The sequence below is a fragment of the uncultured Methanobrevibacter sp. genome (assembly GCF_900314695.1).
Classification (GTDB): domain Archaea; phylum Methanobacteriota; class Methanobacteria; order Methanobacteriales; family Methanobacteriaceae; genus Methanocatella.
On the sequence record NZ_OMWD01000005.1, the window covers coordinates 59,384 to 85,051 of the forward strand.

Consider the following 25,668-nt stretch of genomic DNA (forward strand, 5'->3'; position numbering starts at 1 on the left):
AATATGAAAACTAAATGTCCTAAATGTAAAGGAAGGGGTTCTGTAGTTGTGGACTATAAGGAATGTGATGCATGTGGCGGAACCGGTTATGAAGATGATGCATTTGATGTAGGTAATCATTTTAAAGGAGTAAACAATAAAGCAAAGGCAAAATTTGACTTGGGTGGGGATGAAGATATTCCCTGTGAAGTATGTAATGGAAAAGGCCAGGTCGAAGTTTTTGATGATTGTCCTCATTGTCATGGAACAGGTCAGGTTAATGTTTGTAGGGACTGTGGAAAATTAATTGATGAAAAGTATGATATATGTCAGGATTGTGAAGAAAAAAGAAAGGTTGAAAAAATGAAGCATGATGAATATGTTGCCCGTGAAAATCAGGTTAGAAATGTCTATATTCTAGACTCACTATGTCAAATGAGGGATATTGATAAAGATAAACTGTATAAGGGGAAAATTACTAGAATTGAACGTTATGGAGCTTTTGTCACCTTAAATAATAATGTTTGGGGATTGATGAGAGGGGATGTGTCAGAATATAAAGTTGGTGATGATATAATCGTGTTTATTACAGCCATAAAATCAAGAGAAGGTAAAATAGATTTGGCACCAGCTTATGTTGATAAATACAAATTGATTAAATTAACCAAATCCATTCCAAGAACTTTGATTGGAGATTTGGAAAAGAAAAAAGGCAAAGTCGTAAGAATTGACGGTGAAGTTCAACAGATTCAACAAACTTCCGGACCAACTATTTTTATAATTAATGATGAGAGCGGAACAACTGAAATTGCTGCATTCGATAAGGCCGGTGAGAGATCCTATCCTGAAATAGAGGTTGGTGATGCAGTTCAAGTAATTGGTGAAGTTAATGAACATGGTGGAAAAACACAAATTGAGTCATCATCGATGACTAAATTAAGTCCAGAACAAACAGCAAAGTTACTTGCTTTAATTGATGATGCATTAAACAAAAGAGCTGAACCTGACGATGTTGATTTCTTAGTCAAAAGTGATATTTTAAATAGACTCAGACCTAAGATGAGAGAAGCCGCTCAAAAAATCAGAAGGGCAATTCTTGATGGACGAACCATTTTGCTTAGACATCACAATGATGCCGATGGAATTTGTTCTGGGGTAGCTATGGAAAAGGCTATCATTCCATTAATAGAACATGTTAATCCAAGCAATGATGCTCAATATTATTACTTTAAGCGTTCTCCAAGTAAAGCACCATTCTATGAACTTGAAGATGTCGTAAAAGATTTGTCATTCGCTTTAGAAGATCAGGAAAGACATGGTCAAAAGTTACCACTGATTGTGCTTTTAGATAATGGTTCAACTGAAGAGGATATTGTTGCTTTGATGCAGGCTAAAATCTATGATATTGAGGTTGTTGTAATAGACCACCACTCTCCTGGTGAATTAATTACCAAGGATGAAAGAGGTGGTGAAATTTATGGTGCAACTGTGGCTGTTGATGAATATGTTGATACTCATGTAAATCCATATTTGGTAGGTGCGGATTCACAATTGACTGCTGGAGCTCTTGCGACTGAAGTTGCACATATAATAAATCCTGCTGTAAAAGATGTAATCAAGCATTTGCCTGCTGTTGCTGCATTGGGTGACCGTGCAGAATGTGGGGAAGTTTATCAATATCTTGAAATTGCTAATGAAAAAGGATTTTCAAAAGAACATTTGGCAAAGATTGCTGAATGTGTTGATTTTGAAGCTTATTTCTTAAGATTTATGAATGGTAGGGGAATAATGGATACCATTTTGGCAGTTGATAATATTGATAAACATGCTAAAATGATAGATGCATTATATAAAGAATATCAAAAAAGGATTGATACTCAACTTAAAGCTGCACTCCCAAACATTGAAAAGACTCAATTTGAAAACGGAATTTACTTTAATATTATTGATGTTGAAAAATATGCTCATAAATTTACATTCCCAGCACCTGGAAAAACCTGCGGTTTTGTTCATGATAAGATAATCAATGAACTGGGAGAGGACAAACCTATTGTTACATTGGGACATGGTCCAGATTTCGGTGTATTTAGAGCTACTGATGCTGTAAATGAACAATATGGATTTAATGTAAATGATATTGTTTCTGTTTTAGCTGAAAGGGTGCCTTCAGCAGGTATTGATGGTGGAGGTCATGAATGTGCAGGTTCCATCAAATATATTGAAGGGCTTGGAGAAGATGTCCTGGCAGAACTTGTTGAGGAAATTAAAAACATGTCTAAAAATTAGTTTTAAATTTTGATATCATGGTTTTAGAAAATTATTGCAGAGACTGTGGTCATAGAATCCTTAGAAATGAACCATTCTGCCCAAATTGTGGTTGTAAGACAAATAATAGAAACAATGATGAACTATTGGTATTTACACCACCTATTCATGATATCGGCTTTTTCAATTTTAGCATTGACTTTTCACCATATATTGAAAGCAATCGCAAGGATTTCCAATATGAGATATGCTCTTGCGGATATCTTAATGAGGTTGATAATGAATTTTGCTACATGTGCGGGGTTAAGCGGTCTCAAAGCAGATTGTCTAAGATTTTCAAATCTAATTCTAAACCTAAATTTGAGTTGGGTAATATATTATGTGAATGTGGTCATGTAAACCCAAAAGACAATATATTCTGTGAAATGTGTGGAAAACAATTACGCAATAATCCTAATCAAAGTCCTGATAATTATAGTAATTTCAATTTGGAATTTGAAGACTCAATATTTTGTTTTTGCGGTGAGGAAAACGAAAAATTTTCTCTATTTTGTAAAAATTGTGGATTGCCTCTAAAAAACTTTGGACAATCACATGATGTTTCTATTTTATGCACCTGTTCTACAATAAATGAAATCACATCGGATTATTGTATTGAATGCGGTACTAACTTAAAAAATGAAAATTCAGTTTTTATTTGTGTTTGTGGCCATAAGAATAAGAGTGGATTTAAGTTTTGTGAAGTTTGTGAAAGGCCTTTAAATCCTTTAAGAGTCATAAAATCAAAGATAATCTGTTCATGCGGTGAAGTTTTAGATTTTAATGCTGATTTTTGTCATAATTGTGGAAAAAATATTAGGCGAACGATTATTGGTAAAAAATCTATTAATTATACTTTAAAAAATATTAGAACAGTTTTGAGGTAACATATGAAAGCTTGTGATGTCTGCGGAACTTTAAATTTTAAGGAAAATAATTATTGTATTCATTGTGGTAATAAATTAATTTTAGAACATGTTTGCCCACATTGCGGACAATATAATCCTGATGTTGCCATTCATTGTGTTAAATGCGGCAAACAGATTAATCCAATTAAAATTGATGATTTTGATATACTCTTCAGTGAATATAATCAAAATTTGCTATTGAATGCTGAAATCAGTGATGAAGAGTATAACAGGCTATTGTCAAAGATTTTTGCAAGGGCGAAATACAGCAATATTTATGGAAACACTGCAAAAGAGAAAATTTTAAATTTAGCTAGCATTTTCACCCAATGCAAACCCAAATCCAGGGGAATTGAAAGGGGATATATTTTTTTGGGAAATTGCATTTATTATGATGATCGTTTAGATGATTCGGTTCAGATTTCAACTCTTATTCATGAATTGGCACATTACTTGTTATTTGATATTATTGAACAGTTATTATGTGATGTTTTCAAGGTAAAACCTTCAACAACTTTGCAGACTTTCGTATGGTATTTCTTAACACTTCCGGAATTCAAAATAATGAATGAATACTGTGCTCATACTGTTGAGGGAAGATTCATCCCTTATGGATATCAGAATTATGGTTCTTTTAATAGTTTAATAGCACAGCCTGATTTTGATAAATCTTCTTTAAATGATATGGTTGTTTTTGGAAATACATTTGCAAATGAAATTATTGTTTATTTGGAAAAATATATTGGTGTAGATTTAAGAGAAGAAATCAAATTACAATATAAAAAAGATTTAAAGATACCTTCATATGATTCTTTAAATATAGAAACAAATGATTGTTTGGCATTGTCTGTAAAAAATAGTGTTTTGTTAAAAGTATTGTGGGATATTTTTAAATTAGCTTCAAATGATGATGTTCGAGAGGAATTAGAAGAAATAAAAGAAGGTATTGAGTTAAATTAGTCTTGTTCTTTTTCTTCTTTGTCTTTAATATTGTCTAATACTTCTTTACCGGTGTCAGTAAGTCTGTATAATCTGCCTTTACGTGCTTCTTCATTAATACATTCAACAATTTCTTTGCTTTTTAATTCACTTAGAACTTTGGAGATGTGGTTGGTTCTAATCCCACTGTCTTTCGCAATGTTTGTTGGTATCTTTACATCGTCTCCAATAGATTTTAATGTTTTTTCACGATATTTAGAAATTTGAACGTATGAAGTTAATTTCAAAAGTTCATCATTTTCCTTTGACATAATAAAATATTTTATTTTACTGTTATAAAAGTTTTATAACATATTATTCCTATCTTAACCACTGATTAGATTGCTATGTTTTTGTTTATTCATGTTTTAATTTATTAAATTTAAATAATTAATTTAATATATATCTTGTGTTAAAAATAATATTATATAATTTAATTTTGTTGTTTAAAATGAAATGTAGTAAATGCGGTTTTGAAAATAAGGACAATGCGAAATTTTGCACAAAATGTGGTGGGAAATTAATTGAAGAAAATAATCCTCCTGCCGTTAATCAAAGTTCCAATAATTCTAAAATTATTGTGGCTTTATTGATTGTGATAATTATTATTCTTGTTGCGGTTATCGGTTCTTTTGTAATGACTAATCATTCAGATTCCTCTTCAACCAGTGACGCTTCAAGTGGATCCGTAAAAACATCTCAGGATGCTAGTGGTGATGAAGAAAATAATCAACAAACCACCCAATCTGCGGATTCTTCCAAATCAAAAACCAAGTCATGGGAATCTATAGGTCGTTATTCCGGTTCGGGTTCCGGATCACAGAAGATTGATGTTCCATCAGGTAAAATCATGGTGAAACTTTCAGCATTCCCTATTAAAAATTATGCTGATAATCATTTGTATGTAACCGGTTCAAGTGGTACTGGCGGTGTAGACTGGGGACCAACTAGTGATGTAGAAACCAGATCAGATTCATTTGAGTGTACTTTATCCAGTTCAGAGACTTTCACTATTGATTATTATGAAACAGTCAGTTGGGAAGTTGAATTTTTCAGATATCAATAAATTATTAATATGCTGAATAATAAAGTATCTAGTATGTTTTTTGATTTAAATATTAAAGGTAGCAGCCTGGAAAATAATTTGATTTTGGCCAATCAGGCTTCTGAATATGGTTGGAATCATATTAATTTTTCATATGGTCAAAATGATTTTGCAGATGCCTTAAAATTTAAGGATGAGCTTATTGATGAGTTAAATGAAAAAATTTCATGCGACTACACTTTAGAAATTAAATCAAATAAGGTAAATGAAATCAGAAAGATTACTAATAAGTTTAGAAATAAATCTTCATGTATTTCAGTTGTTGGCGGAGATTTAAAGGTAAATAGAGCAGTTCTGGAAAATATTAAAATTGATGTTTTATCAAGACCATACCTAAAGCGTTTTGACAGTGGAATAAATCATGTGCTTTCTCATGAAGCTGTAAACAATAATGTTGCTATTGAATTATGCTTTAAAGATATTTTGAGAAGTTATCTGTCTCATAGGTCTAAAGTAATTTCTAATTTTAAGGATATCTATACGTTATACAGAAAATTTGATTTTCCATTAATTTTATCGTCTCGGGCAGAATCTGTTTTTGACATTAGAACCACTCATGACTTTGTTGCTGTTTTTAAACAAACTGGATTGTCTGATGATGAAATAGAAAAATCATTTATCACATCTTTGAATATATTGGAATTTAATAAAAATCGTGATGATCTTATTTTAAAAGGCGTAAGGAGGGTTAATGATGGGTCTTAAGGTTCTTCCACCTACACTTCGCAAAAATAATCGATATTTAACAGTTGATATTAAAATCACTTCTCAGATTACTAAGGATAATCTTGTTTCAATCGTTTGGGATGCATGCGTAAAATTTCAAGGAGAACTCAATTCAGCTAATTTTAATTTATGGGTAATGAGATTTTATGAGATTGAAAAAACTGAAGAATATTACTGTTATAAGGCAATTATAAGATGTCAAAGAGATTTTGTTGATGATGTAAGGTCATCATTAGCCTTGGCAAATATGTACAGAAATGAGAGAATTTCCATAACTACAGTGGGTTTGTCCGGAACAATAAAAGCATCACATAAATTCATTTAATTACTTTTTGTTATTTTAAAATAGAAAACTTTATAAATAATATATATTATATATAACAATTGAATTTATGGAAACTGAGTAAAAAAAAGTATTTTAATAAACTACTGTGTAGTAATTAGAAGTAAATTGCCATTCATGGAGATTGGTTTTATTTTTTATGTTGTTGAATTAAAAATGTAATATTTATTAAAATATTTATATAAAATATGAGGTATTAATATGCAACCTTTACAAAATGCTGGATATGATAGGGCTATTACTGTATTTAGCCCAGATGGAAGACTTTTCCAAGTAGAATATGCAAGAGAAGCTGTTAAAAGAGGAACAACCTCAATCGGTGTAAAAAGTTCTGAAGGTATTGTTTTAGCTGTAGATAAAAGAACCACTTCTAATTTGGTAGAAGCTTCATCTATTGAAAAAATATTTAAAATAGATGAACATATTGGAGCAGCTACTTCAGGTCTTGTTGCTGATGCAAGAGCTTTAGTTGAAAGAGCAAGAGTGGAAGCTCAAATTAACAAAATCACATATAGCGAACCTATTAGGGTAGAAAGCTTATCTAAAAAGTTATGTGATATGTTACAGTTATATACTCAAAATGGTGGTGTAAGACCTTTCGGTTCAGCTTTAATCATCGGTGGAGTATATGAAAATAAATGTAAATTATTTGAAACCGATCCTAGTGGTGCATTAATCGAATACAAAGCTACTGCAATTGGTTCCGGCAGATCTGCTGCTATGGATATTTTTGAAGAAAAATATTCTGATGATGTTACATTAGAAGGAGCTATCAAATTAGCTATTACTGCTATTGATGAAGCTACTGATCATGATACTACTTCAAACAATGTTGAAATTGCTGTCATTAAAAAAGATGATGGTAAATATGAAAAACTTTCTCATGAAGAGGTTCAAAAATTCATCGATGAAATTTTGGCTGAAAAAGAAGAGGAAGTTGAAGAAGTGGATGATTCTGAAGAAGATGAAGAATAAATGTTTATAGTTGGGGGATGTTTCAATGGTAAATGTTGATGAAGCTATTATTGCTAAATATGAATATTGTGGTGAACATTTTGAAATATTGGTTGACCCTGATTTAGCAGCTGATTATAGAAATCCTGATGGCCCAGATGTTGCCATTGAAGATCTTTTAGCTGTTGAAGAAATTTTTAAAGACTCCAAAAAAGGAGACAAAGCTTCTGATGAAGCTATGAATAAAATTTTTGAAACTACAGATCCTATTGAAGTTTCTAAAGTTATACTTGAAAAAGGGACTGTTCAATTAACTGCTGATCAAAAAAGAAAAATGCAAGAGGATAAACGTAAATTGGTTATTAATAAAATAGCTAAAGAAGCAATAAATCCTCAAAATGGATTACCTCATCCAGCACAAAGAATTGAAAATGCTATTGATGAGGCTAAAGTTAAATTTGATCCTTTCACTTCAGTTGATCAACAAGTCCAAACTGCTTTAAAAGCTATTAAACCACTTATTCCTATCAGGTTTGAGAAAGTTAAAGTTGCAGTCAGACTCCCAGGTTCTGCCGCAGGTAGTGCCTATTCTATAATTCACGGATTTGGTGAAATTATAAATGAAGAATGGCAACAAGATGGGTCCTGGATAGGTATTGTTGAAATGCCTGGTGGTCTTCAAGATTCCTTTGCTGCTAAAATGGCTGAAATTTCAAGTGGGGAAGCAGAAACTAGAACTATTAAATAATTAAATTAATTTTCAACTTATGGGATTATTATGATATATGTGGAGAATAAAGATTTAGTTATTCCTGGACAAGTATTGGCTGATGATGAATACTATTCAGGGAGAGGTACCTTTAAAGAGAATGGTAAAGTTTGTTCTTCTTTAATGGGACTTGTTTCTTTAAGGAATAAAAAAATAAGAGTTATTCCTCTTAAAAGTAAATATGTTCCTAAAAAAGGAGATGTTGTAATAGGTAAGATTAATGATGTTAGATTCTCAATGTGGGATGTAGATATTAATTCACCTTATTCTGGAATTTTACCTGCTTTTGAAGTGTTCGGTCGTGAGAAAAAAGAACTCAACAAAGTATATGATGTTGGGGACGTGCTATTTTTAAGAGTTGTCGACGTTGATGAAATCAAAAAGGCAAAACTTGGTTTAAAAGGAAGAGGAATGGGTAAATTCAAAGGAGGAATTATTGTAGATATTGCTCCAACCAAAGTTCCTAGATTAATCGGTAAAAAAGGTTCAATGATCAACATGATTAAAGATAAAACAAAATGTAAAATCGTCGTTGGTCAAAATGGTCTTGTATGGGTTAAAGGTGATGGGGACATGGAACAACTTACCAAAAATGTTATTCATTTAATCGAAGCTGAAGCTCATACTTCCGGTTTAACCAACAAAATCAAAAACAAATTATACTTAGCTATTGATGGTGAATTACCACCTGAAGAAGTTCCTGAAGAGGAAGAAGAATTTGTTTTAGAAAAACCTAAACTTCAAAATTTTAAAGAAGAATTAGAGCAAGAAGAAAAAGAAGCTGAAGAAGAAGCCGAAGAAAGTGAAGATGAAAAAGAAGATAAACCTAACATAGCTGAGGTTATTGAAGAAATTAAGAGAAAAAATAAAAAGGATAATACATTATCTTATGGTGATAACTCAAATAATTCTTTTATTTTAAATAATAAATAATGATTATTAATTCTTCGTGTATAAAATGAGGTTGATATGATGTCAGAAATGATAAGAGAAGATGGTAGGAAGTTTAATGAATTGCGTCCTATAAAAATTGAAGCTGGAGTTCTTGAACGTGCAGATGGTTCAGCTTATTTGGAAGTTGGAGGAAATAAAATTTTAGTTGCTGTTTATGGGCCAAGAGAATCATATATCAGAAGATTACTAGAGCCTAATACTGGTGTTATCAGATGCAGATATAACATGGCTCCATTTTCAGTAGATGATAGGAAAAGACCAGGGCCTGATAGAAGATCATCTGAAATTTCTAAAATTACTGCTGATGCATTAAGACCAGCATTAATGTTGGAAAATTATCCTCGTTCAATGATTGATATTTATATAGAAGTAATTGAAGCTGAAGGTGGAACTCGTTGTGCAGGAATTACTGCAGCTTCCGTTGCTTTAGTTGATGCAGGAATACCTATGAAAGATATTGTTGTAGGTTGTGCTGCTGGTAAAGTTAATGATGAAATTGTGCTTGATTTGTCTGAAGTTGAAGATAAAGAAGGTCAAGCTGATGTTCCAATAGCTATTATGCCAAGAACTGGTGAAATTACTTTATTACAAAGTGATGGTAATTTAACTGAAGAAGAATTTGCAAAAGCAATCGATTTAGCTATGGAAGGATGTCTTGAAGTAAGTAAGCTTCAAAAAGAAGCTTTAATGAAAAAATATTCTACAGAATAGTGGGTGGATAATATGGATATAGTACCAGAAATTACAAGACAAAGTATTACTAACCTTGTCACAAATGATAAAAGAGAAGATGGCAGGGGATTAGATGAGTATAGGGATATTTCTATTGAAACTGATGTAATATCTAAAGCTGAAGGTTCTGCTCGTGTTAAAATTGGTGGAACTCAAGTTATTGTAGGTATTAAACCACAACTTGGAAGCCCATTTCCAGATACTCCTGAACTTGGAGTTTTAATGACTAATTGTGAAATGTTGCCAATGGCTGATCCTAACTTTGAACCAGGACCACCTAGTGATGATTCAATTGAACTTGCACGTGTGGTTGACAGAGGTATTCGTGAAAGTGAATTAGTGGAATTGGATAAATTATGTGTTGAAGAAGGAAAACACGTTTGGATGTTATTTATTGATTTACATATCATTGATAACTGTGGAAATCTCTTTGATGCATGTGAATTAGCTGTAATGGCTGCACTTAAATCCACTAAATTACCTGTAGCATCAATTGTTGATGAAGAAGTTGTTTTAAGTGAAGATGAAACTTTTGATTTACCAATCAACAATGAATTAGCTTTATGTACTTTTGTTAAAATTGGTGATAAAATGGTTTTAGACCCAACATTGGATGAAGAAAGAGTTGCAAGTGCTCGTTTAAATGTTGGTGTTACTAAAGATGGTAGAATTTGTTCTATGCAAAAAGGCGGTTCCCAACCATTTAATAAAGAAGAACTTCTTTCAGCTGTAAATGTAGCTATTTCAAAAACAAAAGAATTGATAGAACATCTCTAAATGTCTGATGGACGATTCAGATTTCTAAATTCTTTTTTTTCTATTTTTTTATTATCAATTAAAACAAATTTTGTATCTATTTTTTCTATTAATCCTTTGATGTGCAAAACATCTGTACTTATTAATTCTTCAATAGTCGGAATTATATTTTTACTGTAAATTGAATGGAGTGGTTCGGATGTTTTTAGTTTCATATTTGAATCATGAAAAGGCACAATTGCCTGATAATTCACATCAATTTCTTTAAAAATAGTTTTCACATATTTTTGTGAGACATATGGGCTATCACAAGGCAACACTAATGCATAATTGCTTGTGATGTATGATAATCCGGTCATTATCCCTGGCATAGGGCCTTTGTCTTTTATTTTATCTTCAACAAAGGTGATTTTATAAGTGTAATCTTTTGGATTTATGAATTTGCTATAGTTTTCAATTCTTTTTTCATCATTTAAAACAATTATTGCTTCATTAATTTGGTGGTTTAAAGTAGAAAGGATGTGTTTTATCATAGGTTTATCCTGAATAATCATAGACCCTTTGTCACGCCCCATTCTACTACTTTTACCTCCACATAAAATTATACAAGATTTAATATTTTCATTATTTTCGTTTTCATTACTCATATTAAATCTCCTATTTTTTTTTCATTCTGTAACATATACGCTTGCTGTTTCATCAAATGGATTGGTACGTATTATCAATGCAATCATGTAAGGGTAATGCTTATTCAAGTATCTTAAATAGTAAACCCATTCATAGACTAATTTGCTGTATACTCTTTGCATGTCTCCATTTAAATGAGCAAAGTCTGAATCTGAAACTAATGCCAAATCTTTTCTGTGTTCTAATTCTTCATCCAGGTGAAGAATTGCATTTATCAAACCGGTGAACTCTTCCTTTTCAAGTAGATTTGGATTGTTTATTAAATTGATAATAAACTCTCTTTTATCAACTAATAGGGTTCTTAAGTTTTCTAAAAACTCTTCCCTATCTTCTAATCCCATATCTATAGCTGAAAAGTCAACAGTAGAACTTTTAAGTTCATTTAATTTATTTTCATAATCCTTATCTTCCCAGTTTTTAATGGATTTTAAGTTTTCAGTACTTGCTTTATATTTGTTTACGGTACTTAATTGATTGATTAATTCATTTCCAACTTCAGAAAAGAAGGTGCTCATAAGCATATCTAATTTTTCAAGCATTGCTTCTTTTTCTTTTCTTTCAATAATTTCATCAAGTAAAAATGCCACAAGTAAAATATCTACCGGAATAAAACCTAAATGGGTCCAAACATAAGATATGATATGTTCAGCATCTCCTAAGACCAAATAATTTGATCCATAGATGATAATTATTAAAAGGACCATTAATATTGAAAATTTTAATTTCCAACTTAAACGTTTACTCATTTTGTAATCTCCTTTTTTTATCTTTTTTTAGCAGTTATAATCGCTATTGGGTTTTCGCTAATCATTAATATTCCACGATCAAGAACTCTTCCATTAGAAACATTAACTTCCATGATTTTTGGATTATATCCCAAATCTTTAAGTTTGTTAATGGCTTCAACTTTAGTGTCAACCAATATCGCAGTGATTAGTATCCTGCCCTTTGAATTTAATTTTTCATCAACAATGTCTAAGATATTTTCAAGTTGTCTGCCACTACCCCCAACAATGGCAATGTCAATATTGTCAATATCTTTTAGAGCATTTGCTCCATCATCATTAATTAATGTGACATTATCGCCTAGTCCGAACTTTTCAAGGTTTTTACCTGTAACTTCAATTGCTTCGGGATTTGTATCAATGGATATGACTTCACATGCTCTTTGTGAAAATTCACATGTAAGTCCTCCGGTCCCACATCCGCAATCGACAACCTTGTCGGCATCTGTTACTTCAGATTTATATAGCAAAATTGCTCTTATGGCTTCCTTGGTTGGTCCAGGCACATCACAGGATTTAATAAAATCCGTATCTTCTAACATTTACTTCCACCTTTTAAATAGATTATTTTCAATTTTTAAAGAGTCTAAAATCTTTCCAACAATGAAGTTTATTTGGTCATCTACCGTATCATGGTTGGAATAAAATCCAGGCATTGCTGGCAGGATTATAGCTCCTTCTTGTGATAATGTTAGCATATTTTGAATGTGAATACTTCTAAGTGGAGTTTCACGGGGGACAATGACTGTTGGTCTTTTTTCTTTAAGGCTCACATCTGCCACTCTTGTAATTGTATTTGATCCATATCCGTTGGCTATGGATGACAGTGTTTTCATGGAACATGGTACAATGGCTAATGCATCGGCTTTAAAGGACCCGCTATTGATTGAAGCGGTCATGTCATTGAAATCATAGTAGTTATCGGCAATTTTTATGATTTCATCCACTTCATATTCGGTTTCAGATTCAATAACTGTTTTCGCAGCGTCACTGATAACTAATCCGCTTTCAATATCTAATTCTTTTAAAACTTCAAGTAATCTTATTCCATAAATTACTCCACTTGCTCCAGTTATTGCAACAATAATCATTTTATCTCCTAAAATAGTTTAATTTGGTCATAATGAATTCCATGGAATTTTTCCTTATCTATTTCCGGCAAATCCAAATATTGTTCTAATTTGAATTTTTCAAATTTTTCCTTTTCATCTTCGGGAACGTAAAGGCTTATGTCAGGTATGTTGAATCTGGCTTTGCTTAATGCTGAAATGATGTTGGAAATTTCTGTCAAGGGATATAATTTTCCATCCAAATCAACTTGGGTTTTCATTTCATCAAAACGAGGATATGCTGCTATGTTGATAAATACATAGTCTTCATTGATATTGTAATCCTCAGATATTTCTTTTTCAGCCTTTCTCAATTCATCTGCCTTAATCTTATACATTTTTTCCGGAATTTTAAAATTATCCAACCTGATTGTCTTTACTCTTTTTAACAGTTTTCTGTTGTCTAATCGATTCATGATGTCATTTGCATATTTATTGTCGCAATTTCTAAATATTGAGACAATGTCATTATCATCATATTTGTAAATGTCTTTTTCATTGATTATACCATCATCGATTATCTTTCGAAGACTTCTTCTAAACATCGAATTGACGATTCGGGTAGTATGGTGTTGATAAACGCTTGGATACATGAAATATCTGGAGACTAATGCTCCTTCAGCTGCCTGAACACCTTTGATATTTAATATTAATCCGTCTTCCAGTTTTAAGTTTGATATTATTCTTTCATAATCAATAACTCCGTAGGCTACACCGGTGTTGTGTGAATCTCTTAAAAGATAATCCATTCTATCGACATCAAGTTCTCCAGAAACAATTGGTCCTAAATATCCTTTTCCATTGACAATGTCTACAATATCATTGATGTTGAATTTTTCTTCAAGCAAATCTCTCATTGATGTTTTTGTAATAACATATTTTGTAAGTTCTTCATGAGGCACTGAAAGCACTCCTTCTGAAACGTGGGAGAATGGGCCGTGACCTATATCATGTAGAAGTGCGGAGATTCTTATCAGTTCAATTTCATCATTCGATAGTTCCAATTCGGTTGCTAGTTTTGATCCTAGGTTCATTGTTCCAATTGAATGCTCAAATCTTGTGTGATTTGCACCGGGATAAATTAAACTGATTAAACCCAATTGCTTTATTCTTCTTAAACGTTGAAATTGGGGCATGTCCATGATTTGTTCTTCAAATTTGTTTAAACTGATATCTCCATATACACTATCTCTGATAAATTTTTTCTTTTCTCCCATTATCAATACCTCCAATTGTAACTTTCACTATAAGAATAGTGGTTGGTATAATTGTCCGTATAAGTGGTATAATTGTCGTAAACATTTGTAGTGTTATGTGTGCGGTTAGTTGTGTTGGTAGTATTTGTTTTGTTTACAGGTTCTATTATTGTAGGAACTTCTTTAATTTCTTTTGGCATAAATGAATTATTTTCAATTGAAATTAATTTATAAGAATCAGTTTTTGGTGTTACTGTCAAATTTACAAATACGCTGCTAATACAAAATGCAATAATTGCTATTATAAAAAATATTAATAAATTAGCTTTTATTGACTCTCTCATAATAACACTTTTTTCTGTTCAATTTAAAAATTTAATCAATACTATTATTATCTATTTAATAAGCTATTATTTAATATTTCTTATTTAATTGAATTTTAAAGTAATTTTTTAAGCTATTTTGAAATTTTTGTAGGTTTTGTTAAGATTTTTTTTGTTTTTGTATTGTGTTCAATCAAAATGTTTATATATACCTAAATGCAATTATTATATATCGGAAGTATACTTCCGACATATTGTTTCCGGCTACGGCCGATATTAAATTTTTGAGTAAGATAAAATGGATATGTTTAGTGCTGGTGATACTGCATGGATTCTGGTTTGTACATTACTTGTATTACTAATGAGTATTCCTGCAGTAGCATTTTTTTATGGAGGATTAAGTAAAAGAAAAAATGTTTTAAATACAATTTTTTTAACTTTCATTGCATTTTCTATTATTAGTATAATTTGGGTAATTTTCGGTTACCAATTTGCATTTGGAAGTGATGTTAACGGATTAATAGGTTCACCAACAAATTTCTTTTTACAGGGAATTTCTTTGGATGATTTAAACGGAACAATTCCGACATTGTTGTTTGTAATGTTTCAATGTGCTTTTGCAGGTTTGACCTGTGCGATAATGTCAGGAGCTTTAGTTGGCAGGATGAAAACAAAAGCATGGATAATATTTGTTCCGCTTTGGGCTTGTTTAGTTTATGTCCCTATTGCCCACTGGGTATGGGGAGGAGGATGGCTAATGCAAATGGGAGCATTGGATTTTGCAGGAGGTGCAGTAGTTCATATTAACTCAGGTATTTCTGCATTGGCTGTCGCTTTAGTATTAGGTAGAAGAAAAGACACTTCATTAATTCCACACAACTTAGGATATGCAGTTTTAGGAGCTGCTCTTTTATGGTTCGGATGGATGGGATTCAATGGAGGATCAGGTCTTGCAGCAGATGGACTTGCTGCAAATGCAATCATAGTTTCAAATGTCTCAGCTGCTATGGGTCTTGTTGTTTGGACTATATTGGATACTTATATTGTAGGAAAACCAACAATACTTGGTGCAATATCCGGTGCAGTTGCCGGTTTGGTAGGAATTACTCCTGCAGCAGGTTTTGTTGATGTTTTTGGAGCATTGGTGATTGGTGCAATATCACCGATAATTTCATACTTTGCTATATATTACCTAAAACCTAAATTAGGATATGATGATGCTTTAGATGTATGGGGAATTCATGGTATGTCTGGAGTTTGGGGTGCAATTGCTACTGGAATATTTGCTGTTCCAGCAATTGGCGGAACTGCCGGATTATTATATGGAAACCCTGACCAGGTTTTGATTCAAATAATTAGTGTTGTGGCCACTATTGTATATTCATTTACAATTAGTTACATATTAGCTAAAATATTGGATAAATCACTGGGTGGTATGAGAGTAGACGAAGGCGAAGAGATCGGAGGATTAGATTCCAATCTCCACAAGGAGTCTGCTTATAACTTTAATTCATAGGTGACATGTTATGAAAAGTATTGTAGCTATTATCAGACAAGAGAAATTCAATGATGTTAAAAATGCCCTTTTGGAAGCAGGTTGTGAAGGAATGAATGTAACTGAAGTAAAGGGCAGAGGTAGTCAAAGAGGTATAAGAGAATCATACAGAGGTTCTAGTTATTGCATTGACTTGATTCCAAAAACACGTATCGAAATAATTGTTAAAGATGACGGTGTAGATTTAATTGTTGATGCAATTAAGAAAGGAGCTTATACTGGTAATATAGGTGATGGAAAAATATTTATCTACCCTATTGATAATGTAATTAGAATCAGAACTGGTGAAGAGGGTGATAATGCTGTTTAGGAATTTTTCTTAAAAGTATAAAATGGGGAATAATTTTGTTTATTTCCCAATTAAAATTTTTTCATTTTAATTTCAATAATCAATAACGACACCATTTATTTCGGATAAATCAACCCATGGACTTATTCCTTTTAGTTCGTATAATGTTCCATTTATGTATTCAAAGTCAACATTTTTATTGTCGCTTTCTAAATGGACTCTGTCATCGTTAATCTCACCTACTCTTTTTATGATTCCACCATATTCTTGAGAATTAGCTATAACAATGTCTCCAACATGAATATTTTTTGTTTTATTCACCAATACACTTTGACCATCCTTTAAAGTTGGATTCATTGATGTTCCACAGACATATGCAATAATGGGGATTTGATTTTTACCCAAAATTGAATCAATATTGATTTCAGGATTTTTTAATCCATGTCTGGTGCATATATCATTAATTCCATTGTATAAAGTAGTGATGTTTGATGCTGAATCATTCATAGCATCCAATGTATAATCGCAGATTTCACCATTCAAACTCTTTGAGTTAATATTGGCCATTGTATGAGTTGAAACGCTGACATTTTCACCATCAATGTAAACATCTACAGTTTCCTTAGAAATTAAATTAAATGCAAAAATAGAAAGTATGATAATTATAAATATAGCCAAAATTATTTTTTTAGCCATTTACATCACTCGTCCATTATGTTTAAATCCATATTAAGCAAAGCTTTCATTGTTTCAATATCGATTTGGCCGGGTGCTGTAACGTCAGTTCCAGCTGCAAAAGTAATTGGTGAGTTAAATTTGGATGCCATGACTCTGGTGTAGCTTCCTAGGTCGCCCATGGAAATGGCAATAGTGTCGCTGCAATGTGAAAGAACTGCAAGGATTGTTAAGGTATCCTCTAAATCCTGAGGCATAAATGCAACTTTTGCAATGTCTCCTAATTCTTGTTCTTTTTCAACAATGTATGTTATTTCATTTAAATCGGGTGTTTTTTCAAAATCATGATATGAAACGATGGTTTTTACTCCGGTATCATGTATTTTTTCTATATATTCGTCATTGCTTTGAAGTTCAATATCAACATACTCCACTAACTCAGCGCACTGGTATAGTATATTGAAGCGATCTTTTTCACTACCCTTAAAAGAACCGCCTTCAGTACTGATTCTATTGGTGGCTATCATTGGAAAATTAATTTCTTTGATTGTATTTTTAATTTCAGTAATGTCAGGATTTTTAAGTCCATCAATTCTAAATTCTAACACATCAGCTCCTTTTTCAATGCAATCCTCAGCTACTTTTATGACGTTTTCACAATCTTTTTGAAAAATGGGAATTGCAATTTTGGTTTGAGAATACATTAATATATAATATTATATATTGTCATTATTAAATTTTCTTCAAAAAATTATTAATGTTTATATAAATTAAAAAACAAAATATATACCAATAAAATATTTATATTTTATTTGTTTGTTTAATAAATTTTAAATAGGTGTTAACTTGAAAATTACAGCTATAGGTGCAGATATTTCAAAAAATGATGTATCTTGCAGTACTAAGCTAGTAGAAACTATTGAAAAAAACCTTTATAAAGTTAAGGAACTAGGTGCAAGGAATGTTGCTTTAACAAATGTCACTGGTGATGATGTTGTGGTAAGTGCATTTGTAGAAGATGATTTGCTTGAGCCTATTAATGAAGGTATTGTAAATATTTTAAAATTAAGTGCAGAAGACTTCGGTGATTTATCTGGAATTTCACAGAATCCTGAAGAAGCAGGAGAGGGAATTTCATATGCTGAAGCAAGCATAAGACCAGATAGATATCCTGATGCTATTGTTTTAGGTTTTGACACATATGGTGGTGAACCATTTGTAGCAGATGTGGCAAACTCTGCTATTGAAGCTGCAGAAGGCATGAAAAATTGTACTGATGTTTCAAATTATATTGAAGCTAAAACAAGAAAAATACCTGGTGTAGGTTATGTTTCACCAGAAACGGATGATCCAGTTGTTGTGGCTACTGTTGAAAATATAGAATCTGTTGGTGTGATTGCAGGAGCGATGATTGGTGCTGCACTTGGAAATAAAAATACTTATTTAGTTAAAAGAGGGACAACCTGTAATGTGTTGCCGGGTAGTGTAATATTTTCCGCTACTGCTTTTATGAATGGAAATGTTATTGATTTAGCCGTTCCATTTGAAAATAAAACAAGAATATTAAGATAGGAGTTTTATATATGATTTTATTAAATGAAGATACAAAATGTTTGGTTCAAGGAATAACTGGAAAACAAGGTTCATTTCACACAGAACAAATGTTAAAATATAATACCAATATTGTTGCAGGACTTACTCCTGGAAAAGGTGGCCAAGACTTTTTAGGAGTGCCTATTTTTAATTCAATTGAAGAAGCTAAAGAAGAAGTTGACATCAATTCTTCAATTATTTTTGTACCTGCAAGGTTTGCTAAAGATGCTGCTTTTGAAGCAATAAAACATTTGGATTTAGTTGTTATTATTTCAGAACATATTCCTGTTCATGACAGTATGAAAATTATGGAATATGCAAAACAGATGGATACTACTGTCATAGGTCCAAATACTCCGGGAATTATTTCTCCTGGAGTCGGTAAATTGGGAATAATGCCTACTCATATTTTTTCTGAAGGAAATATTGGTGTAATTTCAAGAAGCGGTACATTAACTTATGAAATTGCAAGTGAACTTACAAATGCTGGAATCGGTCAAAGTACTGCTGTAGGTATTGGTGGAGACCCTGTCACCGGAAATAATTATGTTGACATATTAAAAAGATTTGAAGAAGATGATGCTACTGATGCTGTGGTATTAATTGGTGAAATCGGAGGAAATGCAGAAGAAAGAGCTGGAAAATACATTCATGATGAAATGTCAAAACCTGTTGTTTCTTACATTGCTGGAAGAACTGCACCTCCTGGCAAAAGAATGGGTCATGCAGGAGCTATTATTCAGGGAGATTCTGGTACTGTTGCAAGTAAAACCAAAGCTTTAAATGAAGCTGGTGTGGATGTAGCTAAAAAACCATCTGAAATTGTAGAATTACTTAAAAAGGTTATGTAATGTCAAATCAAGAAATTATTGATAAATTATTAAATGAAGAAATGAAACTTTACCAGGTTGATGGTGAGGTTTCTGCCAGTGAAGCAACTGATATTAGAAGAGAATTTTTAGAGCAGAAATATGGCCTGAATTTATCCAATATCTCAAATTACACACTGGATATGGAAAGAGCATCTGCCCGTAACATTGAAAATTCTATTGGCGTATTGCAACTTCCAATGGGAATTGCAGGTCCTTTGAAAATCAATGGAGAGTTTTGTCAAAGGGAGGTGTTTGTTCCGTTAGCTACTTCTGAAGGAGCACTTGTTGCATCAATAAATAGGGGTGCATCTACAATTACTGCTTCTGGTGGGGCTAATGCAAGAGTTGTGTCAGATATTATGACTCGTGCACCTGCAATCAAATGTAGTGGTGCAAGTGAAGCTTTAAAAATCAAACAATGGTTTATTGATAATTTCGATGAATTAAAAGAAATTGCTGAAGGTACAACTTCACATGGAAAATTAATTAAAATTGATCCTATCTTAATTGTTGGAAGCTATGTTTATCCAAGATTTGTTTTTTCAACTGGAGACAGTATGGGAATGAATATGGTAACAATAGCTTCTGAAAAAATATTGGAAAAATTAGCACAAGACACTACTGCGAATCATCTTGCATTAAGTGGTAATGTTTGTGTTGATAAAAAGCCTGCTGCCATAAATATAGTCGAAGGCCGAGGAAAAACAGTCATAGCAGATATATTAATACCTAAAGACATTGTTGAGAAAAAACTCAAAACTACAACTGATGCAATTGTTGAAGTCAATATGGCTAAAAATCTGATTGGTTCTGCAGCCAGTGGAAGTATGGCATTCAATGCTCATTATGCAAATATGGTTGCTGCAATATTTTTAGCGACTGGACAGGATGCAGCTCATGTTGTTGAAGGTTCATTAGGAATCACCACTGCTGAAAATAGAAATGGTGATTTATATTTCTCTGTAAACTTACCTGATTTGCCTGTAGCTACTGTTGGTGGTGGAACAAGCCTTGAAGTAGCTCATGAAGGATTGGAAATTTTAGGTGTTGCAGGTTCTGGTCATGCAAAAGAATTTGCAGAAATAGTGGCATGTACTGTTTTGGCAGGTGAATTATCTCTTGTTGGGGCAATTGCAGCAGGACATCTTGCAAGAGCTCACCAACAACATGGAAGAGGATAAAATGGATGACTTTGATGAATTGTATCCTGAATTAACTCTTGAAACTGATGATATGATAATGACTATTGCCGTTAAAAAGGACTACTCTAGAATTGAAGATTTGGATAAAAGAAAAGAAGAATTCATCAATGATTTAAACAATTTCATTAAAGAATTTAGTGAAACACCGGAATCCGATGATTTCATGAGATATTATGACTATTAGTATTTGGAATCAAGTTTTTCAATTACTTTTTTAACATTTACCTTTGTTTCAAAACATCCTGTTTTTTCAAGTAAAACTCCTTGCGGACAAAAATCGGACAGTAACATCATCACTTGATTTAAATCTTCATGACAGGCAACGCCTATAACTGCCTGGAAATTATTTTCTTTTACTATTTTTTTAACAAAACTTGACCCAGGAACGATATATAATTTATAACCTAAAGAATCAGCTTTCTTTTTAATAACTCCTATTGAACATAATCCGCATTTGGTACAGTTCAAACCCTCTTTTTGGAGTGTTGCAGGACAATCCCTATGTCTTAAACAGTGAGGTAGAAAAATCAATGTTTTTTCAGCAGGGACATGTCTGAATTTTTCCTTGTTGATTTCATCCCTAACTTTAATGGCTATATTATCAATCAAATGTTCATCAAGCTTTAAGATACGGGATATTGTTTTAAAAGGTGAATATAATAAATCCACAATATATAAAATGAATCTGGGGAATTTTATCTGGTTTTTACGAGCAATTAGATATCCTAAAATCAATACTACAATAAAAAGTATGACGATTAAGATGGCTATAAAAACCACTAATTGACCTAAAAACATATAAAATGAATCAATGAATATCATATTTTAACCTAAAATTTTTCAATAGTGTAATTATCGAAATTTTTATTTAATTTAACCCCAGTTGGTGTTTTTGTTATTTTAAGTCCTGATAAACTGTCACATGAACATAAAATATTTTGTTCTGGGTGTGTTCCAGGTATTATGTTACAGTTTAAGTTTACGCCATCGCCAATGGATATTACAGTTTCCAAACGTTTGGTTGATGGATGATCTTTATTTAAAATTATCAATGGCGAAGATTCTTCACGGCTCAAATAAGCTTGTGAACGTATTGCTCTTTTATCTTTTTTAAAGTTGGATACGGCGATTATGTCATCTGATTCTAAAAATTGAACTATCTCTTCGTTGTCCTGTGTAGCAATAAACAACATTTTATTTTCGTAAGCTACTTTTACAATGCCTACGATGCCTGTTTCCCCTTCAAGAAATAGTATTTCATCATTTTTAAAATCGATATTCATAATAATCACTTAAAAAATAAAAAAGAGAGTAAATAAATTTACTCTGCAAGTTCAACATTGTCACTTTGACATGATGGACAAACTACCTTTTTTCCAAGACCTTTAAAGGAGTTTCCACAGTCTTTGCAATGATATTTTTTTGTTTTTAATTTTTTCAAATCAATATCGGCCATTGGCCCTCCGCTAGAACACATTTAAAATCACCTATATTATTATATATTATTATATATATTAATAGTTTATTTTAGATGTTATATTTTTAATTTTTTCAAGAATATTTTCATCATTTGTTAAGTCATAAATTATTTCATAATAATATAGGGACTGACTGTATAGGCGATTCTTTTCATATTCATCAGCCAATTCATAAAGTGTGTCCAAAACAAAAGGGTTGACTCCCAGTTGAATATTTTTGTTTTTGATAATGTTAATGCATTCATCTAAATTTAATTTCAATTCACTGTTTTTGGATTGGATATAATTGATTTCACTGTATGCCTGAGGACTCAATTCATATTCCATACTATATATAAATAATGCCAGAGCTATTTCCATTTGATTTTCTTCTATATAGTAAAAACCTAATTGCCTGTAACATCTTGCAATATCCTGGGGGTAATATGCATATTTTAATGCGTCTGATACAAACATATAATATTTATTATAGGTGTATGTGTGGATTTTATAAATTTCGCTTAATTCAAGTATTACCCTTGAGGATACGGGATTGATTTTAATTGCTTTTTTAAGATATTTCTCTGATTTTTCAAATTGTTTATCTTCAAGAAGTAAAAATCCATAAATATAATATAAGTCCAGAACAGGCTGATTTGTTGGGATATATTTAATTTCATTTTTGCTTCCTATGTATCTCATGAAAATAAGTTCTTCTAAGGTATTTGTAAAAAAATGGTATTCTGCATCGTCATCGTTTTCAAAAGGGGATTGATATTTATTAATGAATTTATCGAGTTTTTCAAGTGCGACTTTTGATTTTCCATTTTCGATTTCATAAGCTACTTCATTTAAAATGTACATTAATTGTGTTTTGTTTTCAATAATTTGATTATATTCCTCCTTTTCAAATTCGCTAAGGCAATCCCACATCATGCTGGAGATTTCATTTAGGATTTCCTTATTGTTGGGGTGATTTTTGTAAACATCCATTTGTGAAGATAAATATTTTTTATTTAAATCCTTGTTTTCTCCTAAATTAGATTTAATTTCATTTATAATTTCTTCGTACATTAACACACCTAAAGTTACTTTAATAGGTAATATTTTTATATTACCAATACTTATATTATATATGTATAAAAATTTACTTTTATATTATTTTATTAAAAAAATTTTAAGGTGATTATGAAATGGCAAATCAACCAATTTTTATCCTTCCTGAAGGAACTGAAAGGTATTCAAAAAAAGATGCTTTAAGAATGAATATCACAGCAGCTAAAGTATTATCAGGTATTGTAAGAACTACTTTAGGTCCTAAAGGAATGGACAAAATGTTAGTTAACTCATTAGGTGATGTAACCGTCACCAATGATGGTGCAACTATCATGAGAGAAATGGAAATTAATCAACCTGCAGCTAGAATGCTTGTAGAAACAGCAAAAAAACAAGAAGACATTGTTGGAGATGGAACTACTTCTGTTGTTGTCATTGCAGGCGAATTATTAAGTAAAGCTGAAGAGTTATTGGATGATGGAATAGCAACTTCCATTGTTGTTAAAGGATTTAGAAATGCTACTGCAAAAGCAATTGAACTTTTAAATGGTATTGCTATTGATGCTGATGACGAAGAAACTCTTAAAAAAGTGGCTGTTACTGCTATGAGTGGTAAAGGTTCTGATTATGCAAAAGAACATTTAGCAGATTTAGTTGTTAAAGCAGCATTAAGAATTAAAGAAGATGGAAAATCTGACATTGATAATATTAATATTCAAAGGGTTTCTGGAGATTCAGTAGAAGATTCATTTTTAGCTGAAGGAATAGTAATAGATAAGGCACCTGTATCTAATAATATGCCAAAAGAAGTTAAAGATGCAAAAATCGCTATAATGAAATATCCTATTGAATTAAAAGATATTAATACTGATACTAAAATTGATATAACAAGCCCTGATCAATTTGAATCTTTCTTACTCCAAGAAGAACAAATGATTAAAGATTTAGTACAAAAAGTCATCGATTCTGGAGCTAATGTATTATTCTGTCAAAAAGGTATTGATGATATGGCAGAACATTACTTGAAAAAAGCTGGAATAATGGCTTACAAAAGAGTTAAAAAATCTGATATGGAAAGAATTGAAAAAGCTACTGGTGCTAAATTTGTATCTGACATTGATGATTTATCTCCTGAAAAGTTAGGTGTTGCTGGTCGTGTATATCTTGATAAAGTATTTGATCATGAATTAACTTTCATTGAAGATTGTGAAAATCCAAAAGCATCTTCTATTGTACTTAGAGGAAGCACCCGTTACGTAACTGAACAAATCGCAAGAGCATTGGATGATGCTTTAGGTGTTGTTGCAGCTACTATAGAAGAAGGTAAAGTCCTCATTGGTGGAGGAGCTTGTGAAATAGATTTAGTAAAACAATTAAGAGAATATGGTGAATCTGTAAGTGGAAGAGAACAATTGGCTATTTTAAAATATGCTGAAGCATTGGAAGTTATTCCAAGAACTTTAATTGAAAATGCAGGTTTAGATACTATTAATTTAATTGCAGATTTAAAAGCAGCTCACGAAGATTCTCCTTTCTTAGGTATAAATGTCTTTACTGGTGAAGTAGAAGATATGAAAGATTCTGGTGTAATTGAACCATTGAGAGTTAAAATCCAAGCACTTCAATCTGCTGGTGAAGCATCTGAAATGATTTTACGTATTGATGATATGATTGCAGCAAGAAATGCATTAGAATCTACCGGACCTGATGAAAGTGGAAATGATGCAAGTGGTATGCCTCCAATGCCTCCTGCCCCAGGTATGGGTGGAATGCCTCCAATGATGTAATTTTGAAAAATTTTATATTTTTCAATTTTTTCTATTTTTTTTTAAATATAATCTTATTTTACAGTATTAATTTAATATTATCTTTGTTTTTTGGTTTAACTTAATTAAATTTAATTTTTTTTATTAAATCAAGTTTAAATTATATGTTATTTTGTTTAATAAGCTTTTACATTACTGTTTTAATTTTAATAAATTAAAGTTACTTAAATTTATATTTCATATGATTTAGTTTTTTGATAGGTTATTTAGATTAATATGTTTTTTATTTGTTTATTTTCATAGGTTTTTAGTCTTATTTTTAAAAATTAAAATTGTTTAATTGGATTTAGAAATAACAAAGGTTTATATAAGATATTTGTGATAAATATTGTTGAAGTGAGATTGTAATCTCATGAGTAATTTATAAAATTGTTATGGAGGTAAATTATTTTGAACAAACAAATATTACTCACTGTGTTTTTGGCGTTTGCTGTTATTTTTTCAGTTTGTGCTGTTAGTGCCAGTGATGTAAATGTTACAGATTCATATGCTACTAGCTTAGTAGATGATACATCAGATGTTTCAGTCCCAATGG

Annotated in this window: 31 protein-coding genes; 18 read left to right on the forward strand and 13 right to left on the reverse strand. The window is 31.6% G+C overall.

All coding sequences use genetic code 11. The features are described from left to right. Positions 1-3 precede the first annotated feature (3 nt). Genes QZN45_RS02345 through QZN45_RS02355 form a run of 3 tightly spaced genes read left to right on the forward strand, consistent with a single transcriptional unit; the run spans position 4 to position 4,151 of the window. Complete coding sequence (locus tag QZN45_RS02345; RefSeq protein ID WP_292605492.1) at positions 4-2,265, forward strand: DHH family phosphoesterase; 2,262 nt, start codon at positions 4-6, stop codon at positions 2,263-2,265. 17 nt (positions 2,266-2,282) lie between these two features. Further along, positions 2,283-3,170 carry a zinc ribbon domain-containing protein gene (locus QZN45_RS02350; RefSeq protein ID WP_292605490.1) on the forward strand — a complete coding sequence of 296 codons (888 nt, stop codon included), beginning with the start codon at positions 2,283-2,285 and terminating at the stop codon, positions 3,168-3,170. A gap of 3 nt (positions 3,171-3,173) precedes the next feature. Then, positions 3,174-4,151 carry a zinc ribbon domain-containing protein gene (locus QZN45_RS02355; protein WP_292605488.1) on the forward strand — a complete coding sequence of 326 codons (978 nt, stop codon included), beginning with the start codon at positions 3,174-3,176 and terminating at the stop codon, positions 4,149-4,151. Here QZN45_RS02355 and QZN45_RS02360 read toward each other — a convergent pair. Then, positions 4,148-4,441, reverse strand: a complete 294-nt coding sequence (locus QZN45_RS02360) for a winged helix-turn-helix domain-containing protein (RefSeq protein ID WP_292605485.1) — start codon at positions 4,439-4,441, stop codon at positions 4,148-4,150. The genes QZN45_RS02355 and QZN45_RS02360 overlap by 4 nt on opposite strands. A 179-nt stretch (positions 4,442-4,620) precedes the next feature. Between QZN45_RS02360 and QZN45_RS02365 the strand changes: the two genes are divergently transcribed. The 8 genes from QZN45_RS02365 to rrp42 all read left to right on the forward strand — a co-directional run bounded on the left by QZN45_RS02365 (position 4,621) and on the right by rrp42 (position 10,529). Continuing rightward, on the forward strand, positions 4,621-5,235 hold the full coding sequence (locus QZN45_RS02365; RefSeq protein WP_292605483.1) for a zinc ribbon domain-containing protein: 615 nt from the start codon (positions 4,621-4,623) through the stop codon (positions 5,233-5,235). Positions 5,236-5,268: 33 nt separating this feature from the next. Continuing rightward, on the forward strand, positions 5,269-5,979 hold the full coding sequence (gene rnp3 / locus QZN45_RS02370) for a ribonuclease P protein component 3 (RefSeq protein ID WP_292605481.1): 711 nt from the start codon (positions 5,269-5,271) through the stop codon (positions 5,977-5,979). Then, positions 5,969-6,325 (forward strand): Rpp14/Pop5 family protein, encoded by a 357-nt coding sequence (locus QZN45_RS02375; protein ID WP_292605701.1) that lies wholly within the window; start codon positions 5,969-5,971, stop codon positions 6,323-6,325. Before rnp3 ends, QZN45_RS02375 begins: the two co-directional genes overlap by 11 nt. Before the next feature lie 219 nt (positions 6,326-6,544). After that, complete coding sequence (psmA, locus tag QZN45_RS02380) at positions 6,545-7,318, forward strand: archaeal proteasome endopeptidase complex subunit alpha (protein WP_292605479.1); 774 nt, start codon at positions 6,545-6,547, stop codon at positions 7,316-7,318. A 25-nt stretch (positions 7,319-7,343) separates the two neighbouring features. Then, positions 7,344-8,045 (forward strand): ribosome assembly factor SBDS, encoded by a 702-nt coding sequence (locus QZN45_RS02385; RefSeq protein WP_292605477.1) that lies wholly within the window; start codon positions 7,344-7,346, stop codon positions 8,043-8,045. A 30-nt stretch (positions 8,046-8,075) separates the two neighbouring features. Continuing rightward, positions 8,076-8,999, forward strand: a complete 924-nt coding sequence (gene rrp4, locus QZN45_RS02390; protein ID WP_292881645.1) for an exosome complex RNA-binding protein Rrp4 — start codon at positions 8,076-8,078, stop codon at positions 8,997-8,999. A gap of 36 nt (positions 9,000-9,035) precedes the next feature. After that, positions 9,036-9,731, forward strand: coding sequence for an exosome complex exonuclease Rrp41 (gene rrp41, locus QZN45_RS02395; RefSeq protein ID WP_292605473.1), 696 nt, complete (start codon positions 9,036-9,038; stop codon positions 9,729-9,731). A 12-nt stretch (positions 9,732-9,743) separates the two neighbouring features. Continuing rightward, positions 9,744-10,529 (forward strand): exosome complex protein Rrp42, encoded by a 786-nt coding sequence (gene rrp42, locus QZN45_RS02400; RefSeq protein WP_292605471.1) that lies wholly within the window; start codon positions 9,744-9,746, stop codon positions 10,527-10,529. On the opposite strand, the gene QZN45_RS02405 is transcribed toward rrp42, so the two are convergent. The 6 genes from QZN45_RS02405 to QZN45_RS02430 are packed head-to-tail and all read right to left on the reverse strand — an operon-like array spanning position 10,526 to position 14,629. Continuing rightward, the gene (locus tag QZN45_RS02405; protein WP_292605469.1) at positions 10,526-11,155 is read right to left on the reverse strand and encodes a molybdenum cofactor guanylyltransferase; all 630 of its coding nucleotides are present in this window, start codon (positions 11,153-11,155) and stop codon (positions 10,526-10,528) included. The two genes, rrp42 and QZN45_RS02405, sit on opposite strands and share 4 nt — an antisense overlap. A gap of 21 nt (positions 11,156-11,176) precedes the next feature. Continuing rightward, complete coding sequence (locus QZN45_RS02410; RefSeq protein ID WP_292605467.1) at positions 11,177-11,941, reverse strand: hypothetical protein; 765 nt, start codon at positions 11,939-11,941, stop codon at positions 11,177-11,179. Positions 11,942-11,958: 17 nt separating this feature from the next. Further along, the gene (cbiT, locus tag QZN45_RS02415) at positions 11,959-12,522 is read right to left on the reverse strand and encodes a precorrin-6Y C5,15-methyltransferase (decarboxylating) subunit CbiT (RefSeq protein ID WP_292605465.1); all 564 of its coding nucleotides are present in this window, start codon (positions 12,520-12,522) and stop codon (positions 11,959-11,961) included. Next, positions 12,523-13,071, reverse strand: coding sequence for a UbiX family flavin prenyltransferase (locus QZN45_RS02420; RefSeq protein WP_292881606.1), 549 nt, complete (start codon positions 13,069-13,071; stop codon positions 12,523-12,525). It lies immediately after the preceding gene. Between the two features lie 8 nt (positions 13,072-13,079). Further along, positions 13,080-14,306 (reverse strand): HD domain-containing protein, encoded by a 1,227-nt coding sequence (locus QZN45_RS02425; protein WP_292605463.1) that lies wholly within the window; start codon positions 14,304-14,306, stop codon positions 13,080-13,082. Positions 14,307-14,308: 2 nt separating this feature from the next. After that, positions 14,309-14,629: a hypothetical protein gene (locus QZN45_RS02430; protein ID WP_292605461.1), complete on the reverse strand. Its 321-nt coding sequence runs from the start codon at positions 14,627-14,629 to the stop codon at positions 14,309-14,311. Positions 14,630-14,906: 277 nt separating this feature from the next. Here QZN45_RS02430 and QZN45_RS02435 point away from each other — a divergent pair, with 277 nt between their 5' ends. Together QZN45_RS02435 and QZN45_RS02440 are read left to right on the forward strand one after the other, a co-directional pair. Then, positions 14,907-16,124, forward strand: coding sequence for an ammonium transporter (locus tag QZN45_RS02435; protein WP_292605459.1), 1,218 nt, complete (start codon positions 14,907-14,909; stop codon positions 16,122-16,124). Between the two features lie 10 nt (positions 16,125-16,134). Beyond that, positions 16,135-16,473 carry a P-II family nitrogen regulator gene (locus tag QZN45_RS02440; protein WP_292605457.1) on the forward strand — a complete coding sequence of 113 codons (339 nt, stop codon included), beginning with the start codon at positions 16,135-16,137 and terminating at the stop codon, positions 16,471-16,473. Positions 16,474-16,545: 72 nt separating this feature from the next. Here the strand turns inward: QZN45_RS02440 and QZN45_RS02445 are convergent, their stop codons facing one another. Next, positions 16,546-17,148 (reverse strand): S24/S26 family peptidase, encoded by a 603-nt coding sequence (locus QZN45_RS02445; RefSeq protein WP_296810856.1) that lies wholly within the window; start codon positions 17,146-17,148, stop codon positions 16,546-16,548. Between the two features lie 5 nt (positions 17,149-17,153). Beyond that, positions 17,154-17,831, reverse strand: coding sequence for a type I 3-dehydroquinate dehydratase (aroD, locus tag QZN45_RS02450; protein WP_292605453.1), 678 nt, complete (start codon positions 17,829-17,831; stop codon positions 17,154-17,156). Positions 17,832-17,973: 142 nt separating this feature from the next. Between aroD and QZN45_RS02455 the strand changes: the two genes are divergently transcribed. Genes QZN45_RS02455 through QZN45_RS02470 form a run of 4 tightly spaced genes read left to right on the forward strand, consistent with a single transcriptional unit; the run spans position 17,974 to position 20,978 of the window. Next, entirely contained in the window at positions 17,974-18,699 is a 726-nt protein-coding gene (locus QZN45_RS02455) for a hypothetical protein (RefSeq protein ID WP_292605452.1), read from the forward strand. 11 nt (positions 18,700-18,710) lie between these two features. Continuing rightward, positions 18,711-19,571, forward strand: a complete 861-nt coding sequence (gene sucD, locus QZN45_RS02460; RefSeq protein WP_292605450.1) for a succinate--CoA ligase subunit alpha — start codon at positions 18,711-18,713, stop codon at positions 19,569-19,571. After that, a complete protein-coding gene (hmgA, locus tag QZN45_RS02465) occupies positions 19,571-20,773 on the forward strand; it encodes a hydroxymethylglutaryl-CoA reductase (NADPH) (protein WP_296810857.1) in 1,203 nt (400 codons plus the stop codon). The genes sucD and hmgA overlap by 1 nt, the downstream gene beginning before the upstream one ends. Then, positions 20,760-20,978: a hypothetical protein gene (locus QZN45_RS02470; RefSeq protein ID WP_296810859.1), complete on the forward strand. Its 219-nt coding sequence runs from the start codon at positions 20,760-20,762 to the stop codon at positions 20,976-20,978. Before hmgA ends, QZN45_RS02470 begins: the two co-directional genes overlap by 14 nt. Here QZN45_RS02470 and QZN45_RS02475 read toward each other — a convergent pair. From QZN45_RS02475 to QZN45_RS02490, 4 genes are read right to left on the reverse strand one after another with little or no spacing between them, the layout of a single operon-like run. Next, complete coding sequence (locus QZN45_RS02475) at positions 20,975-21,616, reverse strand: DUF116 domain-containing protein (RefSeq protein ID WP_296810861.1); 642 nt, start codon at positions 21,614-21,616, stop codon at positions 20,975-20,977. The genes QZN45_RS02470 and QZN45_RS02475 overlap by 4 nt on opposite strands. An 8-nt stretch (positions 21,617-21,624) precedes the next feature. Next, positions 21,625-22,077, reverse strand: coding sequence for a hypothetical protein (locus QZN45_RS02480; protein ID WP_296810863.1), 453 nt, complete (start codon positions 22,075-22,077; stop codon positions 21,625-21,627). A 38-nt stretch (positions 22,078-22,115) separates the two neighbouring features. Continuing rightward, a complete protein-coding gene (locus tag QZN45_RS02485) occupies positions 22,116-22,271 on the reverse strand; it encodes a hypothetical protein (RefSeq protein ID WP_165814026.1) in 156 nt (51 codons plus the stop codon). A gap of 37 nt (positions 22,272-22,308) precedes the next feature. Beyond that, complete coding sequence (locus tag QZN45_RS02490; RefSeq protein ID WP_296810864.1) at positions 22,309-23,325, reverse strand: hypothetical protein; 1,017 nt, start codon at positions 23,323-23,325, stop codon at positions 22,309-22,311. 119 nt (positions 23,326-23,444) lie between these two features. Between QZN45_RS02490 and thsA the strand changes: the two genes are divergently transcribed. After that, on the forward strand, positions 23,445-25,094 hold the full coding sequence (gene thsA, locus QZN45_RS02495; RefSeq protein WP_292881577.1) for a thermosome subunit alpha: 1,650 nt from the start codon (positions 23,445-23,447) through the stop codon (positions 25,092-25,094). The last annotated feature ends 574 nt before the right edge of the window (positions 25,095-25,668 follow it).